This window comes from Actinomycetota bacterium (genome assembly GCA_028698215.1).
Taxonomy (GTDB): domain Bacteria; phylum Actinomycetota; class Humimicrobiia; order Humimicrobiales; family Humimicrobiaceae; genus Halolacustris.
Window position 1 is genome coordinate 1 of sequence record JAQVDY010000038.1, and the last position, 11,677, is coordinate 11,677.

At 40.5% G+C, this 11,677-nt stretch carries 14 protein-coding genes; 6 read left to right on the forward strand and 8 right to left on the reverse strand.

Going from position 1 to position 11,677, the window contains the following annotated elements; translation table 11 throughout:
* Positions 1 to 1,475 (reverse strand): MBL fold metallo-hydrolase (locus tag PHN32_08420; protein MDD3777613.1); only part of this gene is annotated, 1,475 nt, incomplete at its 3' end.
* 258 nt (positions 1,476 to 1,733) lie between these two features.
* On the opposite strand from PHN32_08420, the gene PHN32_08425 reads away from it, so the two are divergent.
* Both PHN32_08425 and PHN32_08430 read left to right on the forward strand, forming a co-directional pair.
* Positions 1,734 to 1,904 (forward strand): hypothetical protein, encoded by a 171-nt coding sequence (locus PHN32_08425; protein ID MDD3777614.1) that lies wholly within the window; start codon positions 1,734 to 1,736, stop codon positions 1,902 to 1,904.
* 227 nt (positions 1,905 to 2,131) lie between these two features.
* Positions 2,132 to 2,725, forward strand: coding sequence for a rubrerythrin family protein (locus PHN32_08430; GenBank protein ID MDD3777615.1), 594 nt, complete (start codon positions 2,132 to 2,134; stop codon positions 2,723 to 2,725).
* 74 nt (positions 2,726 to 2,799) lie between these two features.
* On the opposite strand, the gene PHN32_08435 is transcribed toward PHN32_08430, so the two are convergent.
* Positions 2,800 to 3,462 carry a hypothetical protein gene (locus tag PHN32_08435; GenBank protein MDD3777616.1) on the reverse strand — a complete coding sequence of 221 codons (663 nt, stop codon included), beginning with the start codon at positions 3,460 to 3,462 and terminating at the stop codon, positions 2,800 to 2,802.
* A 330-nt stretch (positions 3,463 to 3,792) separates the two neighbouring features.
* Here PHN32_08435 and PHN32_08440 point away from each other — a divergent pair, with 330 nt between their 5' ends.
* Complete coding sequence (locus PHN32_08440; GenBank protein MDD3777617.1) at positions 3,793 to 3,936, forward strand: hypothetical protein; 144 nt, start codon at positions 3,793 to 3,795, stop codon at positions 3,934 to 3,936.
* 176 nt (positions 3,937 to 4,112) lie between these two features.
* Here the strand turns inward: PHN32_08440 and PHN32_08445 are convergent, their stop codons facing one another.
* The 3 genes from PHN32_08445 to PHN32_08455 form a co-directional block, all read right to left on the reverse strand.
* Positions 4,113 to 4,700 carry a DUF4126 domain-containing protein gene (locus tag PHN32_08445; protein MDD3777618.1) on the reverse strand — a complete coding sequence of 196 codons (588 nt, stop codon included), beginning with the start codon at positions 4,698 to 4,700 and terminating at the stop codon, positions 4,113 to 4,115.
* Between the two features lie 84 nt (positions 4,701 to 4,784).
* Complete coding sequence (locus PHN32_08450; protein MDD3777619.1) at positions 4,785 to 5,129, reverse strand: SCP2 sterol-binding domain-containing protein; 345 nt, start codon at positions 5,127 to 5,129, stop codon at positions 4,785 to 4,787.
* A gap of 21 nt (positions 5,130 to 5,150) precedes the next feature.
* Positions 5,151 to 6,023, reverse strand: coding sequence for a zinc metallopeptidase (locus PHN32_08455; GenBank protein ID MDD3777620.1), 873 nt, complete (start codon positions 6,021 to 6,023; stop codon positions 5,151 to 5,153).
* A 198-nt stretch (positions 6,024 to 6,221) separates the two neighbouring features.
* On the opposite strand from PHN32_08455, the gene PHN32_08460 reads away from it, so the two are divergent.
* Entirely contained in the window at positions 6,222 to 6,614 is a 393-nt protein-coding gene (locus tag PHN32_08460) for a hypothetical protein (GenBank protein ID MDD3777621.1), read from the forward strand.
* 73 nt (positions 6,615 to 6,687) lie between these two features.
* Here PHN32_08460 and PHN32_08465 read toward each other — a convergent pair whose 3' ends face one another.
* Both PHN32_08465 and PHN32_08470 read right to left on the reverse strand, forming a co-directional pair.
* A complete protein-coding gene (locus tag PHN32_08465) occupies positions 6,688 to 7,125 on the reverse strand; it encodes a LysM peptidoglycan-binding domain-containing protein (GenBank protein MDD3777622.1) in 438 nt (145 codons plus the stop codon).
* A gap of 48 nt (positions 7,126 to 7,173) precedes the next feature.
* Positions 7,174 to 7,854, reverse strand: coding sequence for a DUF937 domain-containing protein (locus PHN32_08470; GenBank protein ID MDD3777623.1), 681 nt, complete (start codon positions 7,852 to 7,854; stop codon positions 7,174 to 7,176).
* Between the two features lie 352 nt (positions 7,855 to 8,206).
* On the opposite strand from PHN32_08470, the gene PHN32_08475 reads away from it, so the two are divergent.
* Together PHN32_08475 and PHN32_08480 are read left to right on the forward strand one after the other, a co-directional pair.
* Positions 8,207 to 8,386, forward strand: a complete 180-nt coding sequence (locus tag PHN32_08475) for a hypothetical protein (protein MDD3777624.1) — start codon at positions 8,207 to 8,209, stop codon at positions 8,384 to 8,386.
* Between the two features lie 734 nt (positions 8,387 to 9,120).
* Positions 9,121 to 10,428: an NCS2 family permease gene (locus tag PHN32_08480; GenBank protein ID MDD3777625.1), complete on the forward strand. Its 1,308-nt coding sequence runs from the start codon at positions 9,121 to 9,123 to the stop codon at positions 10,426 to 10,428.
* 119 nt (positions 10,429 to 10,547) lie between these two features.
* Here PHN32_08480 and PHN32_08485 read toward each other — a convergent pair whose 3' ends face one another.
* Positions 10,548 to 11,594 carry a uroporphyrinogen decarboxylase family protein gene (locus PHN32_08485; protein MDD3777626.1) on the reverse strand — a complete coding sequence of 349 codons (1,047 nt, stop codon included), beginning with the start codon at positions 11,592 to 11,594 and terminating at the stop codon, positions 10,548 to 10,550.
* Between the last annotated feature and the right edge of the window lie 83 nt (positions 11,595 to 11,677).

Sequence of the window (11,677 nt, forward strand, 5' to 3'; positions counted from 1 at the left end):
TTAATCCGGGATTGGTTCAAGCTTTGATAGGCAGTAGAGACCGCTGCCGGCATTTCTTCCGTACCAGTATTTATAATCTTGCCTGTACCCAGGTCGTAAACAGATTTAAATTGGGGCGCTTCCGCCTTAAATCCCAGCTGGGCCAAGGTGTCTGCAAAAGCCTGGCAAACATAATCTTCCCCATGGGTTACCCATACCTGCTGTGGTTGGGGGTTAAAGCTATTGATCCAAGCCAGCAATCCATCCTTATCTGCATGGGCAGACAGACCCTTGAAATTATAGATGGCAGCCCTTACTGCTATTTTCTCCCCATAAATATCCACCTTATCTGCTCCTTCCACCAATTCCCGGCCCAAAGTGCCCTGGGCCTGAAAACCTACAAACACTATTGCGCTTTCCTCTCTCCATAAATTATGTTTTAGATGATGCCTGATCCTTCCCCCCTCACACATTCCACTGGAGGCTATAATAACCTTGGGAACCGGATCATAATTTAAGGCTTTAGACTCCTGGGTAGAGTCTGTAAACGATAAGTTGGGAAAATCCAAGGGGTCCAATCCATTTAAAACCAAATCCCTGGTAGGGGTATCTCCATAAACTTTTAAATCATGATCATACAGTTTGGTAAGCTCGGAAGCTAAGGGGCTGTCCACATAAACCGGGAAACCAGCCTGTTTTACCAGTTTTCTTTCCTTTATTTCCCTAATTAAGTATAGCAGTCCCTGGGTTCTTTCCAAGGCGAAAGAGGGTATTATAACATTACCTCCCTGGTTTAATATTTTATCTATTATGCTAGCCAGGCCTTGTGCATAATCTCCCCTTTTTTCATGATTACGGTCTCCATAAGTGGATTCCATGACTACTAGATCAGCATTATCAATATATTGGGGATTTTTTATAATGGGCTGCTCCATATTACCGATATCACCGGAAAAAACTATTTTTTTTGATATTCCGTCCTCTTTTAAAAACACCTCCAGGCTGGCTGAGCCCAGTATGTGCCCTGCGTCTACAAAATTAACCTGTATGCCGTGCCCCAAATCATACCGCTGCCCATAGCGGCAAGGCTCTAAAAATTCCAGGGTTTTGGCAACATCAGCCTTGGTGTACAGGGGTTCTACCTCTGCCTCACCTGCTCTCCTGGCTTTCTTGTTTTCCCATTTTGCATCAGTTTCCTGTATTTCTGCGCTATCCTTTAACATTACGGTAATAAGTTCGCAGGTCACCTCTATAGCAAATATCTTTCCCTTAAAACCCTGCTTTGCCAGCAATGGAAGCCTGCCGCTATGGTCAATATGGGCATGGGTTAACAGCACAAAATCAATTTCGTCTGCATTAAAAGGGAGGCTCTGGTCACTGCCCTTATCCTCTCCCTGCTGCAGTCCGCAGTCTACCAAAATCTTTTTCCCATTAACTTCCAACCCATAGCAGCTGCCGGTTACTTCCCTGGCTGCCCCATAAAATGATAATTGCATATTTTGCCTCGCATTTTTAGTAAATATTGATTAGTATTATATATATTTATTCCTATATTTAAAAACAACCGGGACTGGCCTGGCAATATTATCCAGTATCCAAGATTTTAGCCTATTGATTCTGCTTTACATTATTTTTAGTTATCTATTTTAAAAAGTTTTAAAATAAACTAGAATTATATAATATAATTAATGAAACTTATTTTTGTTTTATACGTTTAATAAGACAATATAAACCCTTAATAGAAAGGGGCAATCATGACTAAGATATCATTAATTATTCTAGGTATACTGGTAGCAGTAATGGGAATTCTGGGAATCATCCCCGGCATTAATCTGGGATCTGAGCCTGTGTGGCATGCAGTAGTAAAAATAATAATAGGACTTATTGCTGTAATTATAGGACTGGCAGCTAAAAAAAGAGCATAACAGTCAGCCGATTTGAAGTTTTAGGTTAAATCAGCCATTATTTTTTAATGGCTGATTTATTTTATATACTGAACTCCATAAGCCCTGCAGCTACTTTTCTTTCCTATTTTCTTACGTTTATATTTTTAAAAATATTATGATAATATCTATTAAGATATTTAAATTTAGACCCGGTTTAGCTTAATTTAGATATCTTTATTATTAATAACTTAAAAAGGGAGATAAATATGAAAAGCCTTAAAGGAACCAAAACGGCCGAAAACCTGTTAAAATCCTTTGCCGGAGAGTCTCAGGCCAGGAACCGTTATAACTACTACGCTTCCATAGCTGACAAGGAAGGCTATAAGCAGGTCAAAAATATTTTTAATGAAACTGCTGATAACGAAAAAGAGCATGCTAAAAGATTCTTTAAATTCCTGCTCCAGGGCTTTGAAGGCGAGCTTCCTACTGCTATTGATATTGAAGCTTCCTATCCTGTGGCTATGGCCGGCACTTTGGATAACCTCAAGGCAGCAGCTAGCGGAGAAAATGAAGAATGGTCAGAGCTATATCCTACCTTTGCGGATGTGGCCGAGCAGGAAGGATTTAATGAAATTGCCAAGGTATACAGAAACATTGCGGCAGCCGAAGAAAGACATGAAATAAGGTATAATAAGCTTATACAAAATATGGAAAACAACAGGGTGTTTAGCAGAGACAATACCGTACTCTGGAAATGCGGTAATTGCGGTTATGTGCATGAAGGACCTGAAGCCCCTGAAGAATGCCCGGCTTGTGCCCATCCGCAAGCCCATTTTGAGATTTTTACTGAACCCTACTAAATAGACTAAAAAGGCAATATTATCTAAATACCTCCTGCTGATGCAGGAGGTATTTTTATTCTATCTTTTGGTACTCATGGACTAATTGCTTGATTCCGGTAAGATGCCTGCCTGGCCAAAAACATGAGAGCCAGGCCTATAAGTATAAACATAGAGTTTAACACCACGGCATAGATTAAAAGATACCTTATGGCTGTTACCAGGCTGTAAGCATTATAGGAGGTAATAACCTGGTTATAGTTTTCAGAAACAGCAGCCAGCTCTACTGATATTTCCGCAAGGTCCTGCCCTAAGCGGTCCATATCTTCAGTATTGGTCTTAAGATTTTCCTGCACCAGTACCAGGTCTTTAGATAGCCCCACCATGTTATGGCCAATAACGGTAAAATAGTCCTCTGCCCCGCCCAGAGGCTTAAATCCCAAGATTTCAAAGCCGACCATTTTGGCCACTTCCTGGAAAGCCTGTCCTGAGTCATATGAAATTTCTGAAGTATAGGTGATAGTATCAGTGGTAGTCTTTAAGGTTTCTGCTACATGCCCTATAGCTGTATTGGAATTATGCATGGTTTCAATAATCTCTTCTAAAGAGTCTGCTACAGATAAAGTTAGTTGCTGAATTTCAACAATGCTTTTCTGATGAGTACTCAAAAACACCAGGCCTCCTGCAGAAGCCAGGCTGCCGCATAAACCGAATATTATTACTATCAAGGAAAAAATAGTGGTTAATTTTCTAGTCATATTGTATTTCCAATTTAATATTTTATAAATATGTTTAAATATTACCACAAACCACAATAGCTGAGAAAAGCTTTTCCCAGGCAGGCCCATCAGATAAAAATTGGCGGTTTAAAGAATATATCAATATAGTAAAATAAGAGCATGTCAACTTTAATAAAACAGGGGGAAAAGAATTGAAAAAAATAAATATTGCCCTCATTGGCAAGAAATTTATGGGAAAAGCTCATACCCATGCCTATACCGACTTGTCCCTATTTTTGAGCCGGAGGTAAAAATAGTTAAACATACTTTATGCGGTACCCAAGACAGTGTACTTGATCTAGATTCAAAATGGGCTGGCAAAACGGCTCCCTTATTTTTGATATAAAAAGAATGAATGAATTGGAATTCTATTCTTCCCGCCAGCACCTGGCCAATGGCTTTAAGCGGGTAGTGGTAGGAGAAGGCAGCCATCCCTACAGGTCCAACTGGTAGCCGGCCGGCCATATTATTGGTTACGGAGATACTTTTGTTAACCAGGCCTATGATTTTATTGCTTCGGTCAGGGATAACCGGAAAGCAGAACCTGATTTCGAAGATGGCTATATTTGCCAGAAAGTACTGGATGCCGCCCAGAGATCGGCCAGGGAAAAGAAATGGATAAAAGTAGATTAGGGCTCAGGCGGTTTTAAAACCTGGCTTTTTCCCTGCCTTCTTTTACGCCTAACCCTTATTATTACCAGGACCACAATTAATACCAGCAGGCAGGCAGCTAATATAGGCACTATTATGGATAAAACTGAAACGGTGGTAGAGGTTACGTCCTCGGCAATGCTTACCGGAACATTGCCGGCTCCCGCAGTGGTAACGGTAACCGCAGGCCTAACTACCAGGGATTTTACTGCATTAACACCACCTGATATAAACAAACCCGCCAGCAGGGCTAAAACAGGATGGACATATTCCACAACAGAAGAGCTGGCAGCAAAAACAATGGCACCTGCCGCCGGGCGGACTACGCTCTGGATTATGTCATTGATGTGGTTTACTTCCGGTATCTTGTCGGCCAGTATCTCAATAACCGTAAGGAAGATCAAGGTGCCTATTATCCACCAGGAGGTCATGCCGTCCCAGGGAGACCCCAGTTTTATCAAATCAGTATACCTGGCCATCAATGATACTACCAATAAGGGTATATATGCATTTAACCCTGTGCTGGCAGAAAGGCCGAAGGCTGAAAAAATATTTAAAACTTCCAATTTATGCCCTAAACTTTATTATATGTTTAAACCTAATTGATGGGACAAAATTACCCCCTTCAAGAAGGAAGCAAAAACTGATTGCTAGGATAGCAAAGTTTCTGCCAATTGTATAATATGCTGGGGGTCGCCTTTTACTTTTATCTGGCCCATCAGGAAAGCCATGCCTATATTTAGTTCTCCCCTGACCAATTTTAAAAAATCAGCCGCTTCCATGATCAAAGTGCCTACCGGTTGCTTAATAGTGCCCTGGCCCACCCTTTTTTGTTTATCATTGATTACTATAAACCACTGTCCCCCTGATTGGCCTTTAATATCAAACTGGCACCTAAAATTTTTTCCCTTAAACTGGTGGGCAGATGAAAGCAGCCTTTCTTCTGCCAGGTCAAACACGTCCTGGGGAACCTTGATCTTATTTTTATCCAGCATGGCTAATTTTTTCCTTCCCCTTTAGAGGTTATCAGTATTAAAGGTATCTCCATCTTCCAGGGTACCCAGCCTGTAACCCTTGAAAAACCATCTCTGCCTTTGTTCCGAGGTCCCATGGGTAAAGCTGTCTGGGACTACATAGCCCTGGTACTGTTTCTGTATGCGGTCATCCCCTACTGCGCTGGCTGCATTGAGGGCTTCTTCTATATCGCCTTCATCCAGCAGATCAGCCCTTCCCACATAGTGCGCCCATACTCCAGCCAAATAGTCTGCCTGCAGCTCTAACCTTACATTTAGCTCATTGGCTTCAGCCTGGCTTACCTGTGACTGCAGCCTTTGCACATCTTCCATTATACCCAATATGGTCTGTATATGGTGGCCAACTTCATGGGCTACTACATAAGCTATGGCAAAATCTCCCGGAGCCTGGTAATTTTGCTGCAATTCATTAAAAAAGCTTAAATCTATATAAACTTTCTGGTCAGCTGGACAATAGAAGGGACCGGTGGCTGAACCTGCCATCCCGCAGGCAGACTCGACATAACCGGAATACACTACCAGCCCGGGGTAAATATATTCCATGCCTTCCTGGGCAAAAAGCTCAGACCATACATCTTCAGTTTCTGCCAATACTACCGATACAAACTGGAAAAGCTCATCTTCCTCCTGTGTGCCTTGATAAGTTCCCTGGGCTGCCGGGATATCTACAGGAGAGCCGCCTAAGACTTGAGATAGGTCAATTACCCCGCAGGCCCTAAGAACAAAAACAATTACAATAATAATTATAAGCCCTCCGCAGCCCCCTCCCAGGCCTCCGCTGAGCATTGTATTTTTGGGGCTGGTGCCGCGCCTATCCTCAACATTGGTGCTGGTTCTTCTGCCCTGCCATTTCATCTTTTTTTCTTTCTATTAAAATTGATAATTTTTATAATATTATAAATGCTCGCTATTAAATTTATGCTGCCAATCTAATTATAATTTCCTTTTCTAAGTATATCTATTATGATTATCTTACATTATAATAAAATAATATCATTAAAAATATTTTTCATAATGCCCAAGGAAATTTCTAAAACTGAAACTGAAAGCTGCTTGAGAGAAATCCTGGTAGAAGAAGGTTATATCCTGGATCAGCCTGCAGGCTTTTTAAATTTTGGCCCGGAAATAAAAGCTACTAAGGATAGTGAAGACTGGTATATTGAAGTAATTGGCTATGATCAATCCGGCCTGGAAAGGATCAAGGATTTCTATGAGGCTTTTTTCCAGGCAATCTCCAGACTTAACCACCAGGACTGTAAACACATCATACTAGCCATGCCCGCCATCTCCAGGAAATTGCTTCCCATAAGGGCCAAGATCTATAGAGTAGCCTGGCAGAGAATAGCCAATGCTTTCCCCGAGCTTGAGATATGGCTGGTAGATGTAGAAAGCAAAAAATATACCAAAACTTCCTGGATTTTTTGGTTAAAACCCAGCATTGATTAAGCTATTTTTAGTTTCTCCTGCCACTATAAGCCTTCAAGACAGCAATTTACTTTATCTCCCAAAAGCTAATAACTTATTTTTTTAATCTATCCGGCAGCACAGGTATCTTAAACACCTGTCCAGGATTTATAACGTTAACATCCTTGATCAGGTCTGGGTTAGCCTGTTGGATAAGATTATAGTAGTCAGCTCCTCCGGAACCATAATATTTTTTGGCAATCTGGCTCAAGGTATCCCCTTTTTGCACGGTATAAGTTTCAATTATCCCCGGTATGGTGCCCGGACGGGGTATATTACCCATGCCAATAGATTCCTTGCCTGCTGCTCTTTTAGAGATAAACTCCTTGGTTTTAGCCTTCTTTTTCATTTCCTGCAACTCTTTTTCTGCCCTTGCGGCCCTAGCCTTGGCGGCCTTTACTTTTCTCTCTGCAATATTGGCTTTCACCTCTGCTGCTGCTTTTGCCTTTTTAGCTGCCTCTGCCTCTTTTTTACCTCTATCAAAAAGACCCATATTAGCTCCTCCTTTTACCTATAATATTTTCTTAAAATAAAGTTTTTCCTACATTATGCCGCAAGCCCTGAGTGCAAAATATACTACCAGGGCAATAACCAGTACTATCATTACAGTAGCGCACCCTGATCTCTTTTTAGTGGTCCCGGCAGCAGGGGGCTGCTGTGGGGCAGGCGTAGTAGGAGTAGTACCCTGGCTCTGGCTCATACCTCCCAACACCTGGCCCAGTATATCTCCCATATTGGGAAACAGGCTCTGGGCCTGGTTGCTTTCCTGTCCTAAAATACTGGACAGGGCGCTGGCGCTTAAGCCTTCCTGTTGCTGTTTTTTCCCCAGCATGCCCATAATTATAGGGGCAGCCATAGTCAGCATATTGCTTATAGAGCCTATATCCAGGCCTTCTTTCTTGCTTAAGGATTGCTCTACTTCAGCTCTTTTGTCTCCCAATACATGTTTAAGTATTCCGTCCCCGTCAGCTGCACGGTAGTTGCTTATATAATCTGAAATATTATTCAGCACGCTGCCGTCATGGTCTTTGGCCAAAGCATTGGATATTGATTTGGCTTCCTGCTCATTTTTAGAATTTTTGGCCAGTGCTCCGGTTATTACCGCCATTACATCCGGTAATGCTTGTTTAGCCTTGTCTTTAGGTACACCTACCTGCTGGCTAATTTTATCTAAGGTGTCACCCCCCAGCATATTCATAACTGATTCAATCATTGACGCCATCTTTACCCCCACTGATAATTATGATAAATAATTTTTAAGTAAAACTGGGATACTATCTGCTTTAAAAAGCTGGCAGCTGGTGAAGCAGATAAATAATCCTGTCTTAACTTCATAATTGGTTACCAGGCCTGACTGGAATTGCTTTGCTGATTCTTTTCTGAAAGCAGAACGGTGGCAGTGCTATATATATCTGAAAAGAAAGCAGTCTTAACTTTGGTAACTGTAATCATGTATAATAATTTATCGTTATTATTGTTTAATAACCATTATAATTTTATAATGTATATTAATTACATTTTACTACTTAAAGATAAAATAACAAAACATATTTATTTAGGGATGGAGGGGTAAAATGCAGCTTAATGCACCTACGAAGGCTTTGTTCTGGATTAGTGTCATTCTGGCAGTTATAGGAGTAATTTTATTCATTGTAGGAGGCTTTACTTTAGACGTACTGGTTATCATTGCTTTTGGGTTTATAGCTGTAGCCTTTATATTGCTGGTACTAGGCGTCCTGTTAGAGAAAATCTAATATTTTAACTGGTGGCTATGGCGCTGCCTGCTGTTTAAACAATTGTCCATCATCTCTTTGATATTCACCGGGTTTTGTTTATAAGCCTTTAGGGGATATTATAGGTATGGTATTGTTCATTACCTGTAGGTTTTGTGAGCCTTGCCTAAATTGCCAGTATGGCCCAAGGAATATTTTATCTATAAATTATAATATTTGTATGATAGAATGGTTTTCCAAAGAGAGGACATATAAAGAGGCGTCCAGACTTTTATAATGATCCTCTCTTTTTTTAATTGAATAATTCTTAGTTGCAGCAAGCTTCCTCCCGCCAGGCGCCGACCCTTGTATTTAATCTAAATCCAAACTTTTATTCTGCTATAACTCCCAGGGGGTTTTGCTAATCCTTTTTTTATGGGTAATGGCTATGGAAGAAATTTAAAATATTTTAAAACATATGCCAAAAATGTTCGTCTTCTAAAACAAGCTGTTTGATAAAAACCTGGTTCTTTTATTAAAAAAAGACCTTTTTTTTTAGTTTTAAGTATTTTTTATCTAAGTTTGTACCTAAAATAGGCAAATTTTAAGATTAAATTGATGAAATTGTAAAATTATTCAAAGTTTTGATTGAACATTAACAGGATAAAAAATATAATATTTTTATTAGTACTTAACCGAAAATTTTCATAGCTGTCTTTTAAAATTTTATAACTTTTTTAAAATATCTTTTTATTATACAAAACCAAGAAGGAGCGATGATGGAAAAGTTTTTCTCTTTCAAGAAAAGAGGCACCAATGCCCGGACAGAAGTCCTTGCCGGTATAGCCACTTTCCTTACTATGAGTTATATCATAGTGGTGAACCCGGCTATTTTGTCTGATGCAGGTATGGAATTTAACGGTGTCTTGTTTGCTACAGTTTTAGTCGCGTCCCTGTCCACAATTTTTATGGGGCTGTTTGCAAACCTGCCCTATGCGCTAGCTCCCGGAATGGGATTGAATGCTTTCTTTACCTATTCACTGGTAATCGGTAGCGGTTTAAGCTGGCAGACAGCATTGGGAGCTGTTTTTATCTCCGGTATTATCTTCATTATTCTGTCTGTTACTAAAATACGGACCATTATTATGAAAGCAGTGCCTGTACCCATAAGGCAGGCAGTGGCCGGAGGTATTGGACTATTTCTGGCATTTATCGGTCTAAGATCCGTAAATTTCATCGTGCCAAATGAAGCTACCACTATAGCCTTTGGAGGCATGAATGCCCAAACCATCATCTTTATCGTTGGGCTTATAATAACAGGCTTCCTGGTAGTAAGAAGAATAAAAGGGGCATTGATTATTGGTATTATAGTTACTTCAATCATCGCTTTTGTGACTTCCCTTTTTATGGAAACCCCTATCGTCACTCCTCCTACTGGAGTATTTGCCCTCCCATCATTTTCAGTATTTTTCAAGCTGGATATTCTGGGGGCTTTAAAGTTCTCATTGATAGGGCCAATTTTTGCCCTGTTGTTTACGGATATGTTTGACAGTATTTCCACTTTCCTGGGAATAGCCACCACGGCTAACCTGGTTGATGAAAAAGGGGAGCCCGTAGACGCTCCCAAGGCCCTTCTGGTAGACGCAGTTTCCACTACCATGTCCGGCCTTTTTGGCACATCTCCCGGAACCACTTATGTGGAAAGTGCTGCTGGTGTGGAAGAAGGCGGAAGAACTGGCCTCACTGCCATAGTAGCTGGCTTACTGTTCCTGCCTTTTATGTTCTTCTCCCCTATCTTAAGCTTCATTCCTTCCGTAGCCACAGCACCTATCTTAGTGATTGTAGGCTTGTTCATGATGACCGGAATCATGAAGCTGGATTGGTCCAACTATGAAGAAAGTTTCCCCGCATTCCTGGCTTTCATCCTGATACCCCTAACCTATAGCATCACTCAGGGTATCATCTGGGGACTTCTGTTATACACAGTAATAAAACTGTTAAAGGGCAAAGGCGGAGAAATACATCCCATGCTCTATATCATTGATGTCTTAGCCATAGTAGGTCTGGTATTCCAGATATTCTAGATCTCAGTACAAATATCGTATACAAACTAAAGGATGCCCTACAAATAGGCATCCTTTAGTTTTATTTACTGCCTGTTGTTTATTTCCAGTTATCTAGTGCCTTATAAATTAGTAAAAAGTCATAATTGTATACTCTTGGCATAACTGTAAAAAGCCTCGATTTTTTCAATTGAGGTATCATTTTGTATATTATGGGTCGGCCCCAAAATCAAACCACCATTATAGCCCACGGTTTTAACTCTTTTTAGTATCTCCTGCTTTAGGCCTTCTATAGTAGCAAAGGGAAGAGTTTCCTGCTCATCTATAGTCCCCATAAAACAAAGGTCTTCTCCAAAGCTTTCTTTTATTTGTGCAGGATCCATACATTTGGGCTGAACCGGATTTAATATATCAACTCCTACTTCAATTAAGTCCTCAATTATAGGGGTAATAAAACCATCGCTATGGAAGGCTATCTTTACCTTTTCATTGGTTTTTTTTATCTCTTCTATTAACAGCCTGTACCTTTCTTTTAAAAATTCCCTAAACATTTCCGGTGACATAATCATCCCGTTTTGCATACCTACATCATCCCCTATCCAGATTATATCCACCCCTATTGATGCCAGCTTTTTGCCTGCAGGCACATAAAATTCCAAAATCTTATCCATCAGCAGGTTAACAAATTCCTTGTTTATAACCATATCCATCAGTAAATTATCCATACCCCTTAAATACCAGGCTAACTCAAATATAGTGCAGGTAAGATCTACCATGGTGGCATAATGGGCCCCAAATTCTTCTTTCATCTTTATAACCCCGTAATACCTGGCTTCCTGATAGGGGTTTGGAACCTTAAAAGCCTTTAGCTCTTCCATAGTTGCCTTCTCCAGGGGCTTAAAAATAATCTCTGCATATGACCCATGGCCATGCTTTATGGTGCCAAAGCCTATCCCCCATTCATCCCGGTCAGTTTCATTCCTGTATATCTTACCCCATGAATCTGCTACCCCTACCGGGCAGTTGACAATGTCGTTGCCCAAATGGGTAAGTAGTTTATTTCCCCTTAAACCATATTTTCGATAAAGTTTATCTTCTACTTCAGGTACCACTTCCGCAAAAAGGGGTACCCGGTCCGGCTTTTCAATATTTATGGCTTTAAATACTCTTTTCCTGGAATTAACCATCTTAGTTCTCCTAAAATCATAATATAATGCTGCCGTACTTGGTATCAGCCCCAACATTTAGAAATTATAAATAAAGGATCCCG

Bases quoted from the DNA above. Each gene is read 5' to 3' on its own strand.
- PHN32_08425 (MDD3777614.1), top strand. From the start codon at position 1,734: ATGACTAAGATATCATTAATTATTCTAGGTATACTGGTAGCAGTAATG.
- PHN32_08430 (MDD3777615.1), top strand. From the start codon at position 2,132: ATGAAAAGCCTTAAAGGAACCAAAACGGCCGAAAACCTGTTAAAATCC.
- PHN32_08435 (MDD3777616.1), bottom strand. From the start codon at position 3,462: ATGACTAGAAAATTAACCACTATTTTTTCCTTGATAGTAATAATATTC.
- PHN32_08440 (MDD3777617.1), top strand. From the start codon at position 3,793: ATGGGCTGGCAAAACGGCTCCCTTATTTTTGATATAAAAAGAATGAAT.
- PHN32_08450 (MDD3777619.1), bottom strand. From the start codon at position 5,129: ATGCTGGATAAAAATAAGATCAAGGTTCCCCAGGACGTGTTTGACCTG.
- PHN32_08455 (MDD3777620.1), bottom strand. From the start codon at position 6,023: ATGAAATGGCAGGGCAGAAGAACCAGCACCAATGTTGAGGATAGGCGC.
- PHN32_08465 (MDD3777622.1), bottom strand. From the start codon at position 7,125: ATGGGTCTTTTTGATAGAGGTAAAAAAGAGGCAGAGGCAGCTAAAAAG.
- PHN32_08470 (MDD3777623.1), bottom strand. From the start codon at position 7,854: ATGGCGTCAATGATTGAATCAGTTATGAATATGCTGGGGGGTGACACC.
- PHN32_08475 (MDD3777624.1), top strand. From the start codon at position 8,207: ATGCAGCTTAATGCACCTACGAAGGCTTTGTTCTGGATTAGTGTCATT.
- PHN32_08480 (MDD3777625.1), top strand. From the start codon at position 9,121: ATGATGGAAAAGTTTTTCTCTTTCAAGAAAAGAGGCACCAATGCCCGG.
- PHN32_08485 (MDD3777626.1), bottom strand. From the start codon at position 11,594: ATGGTTAATTCCAGGAAAAGAGTATTTAAAGCCATAAATATTGAAAAG.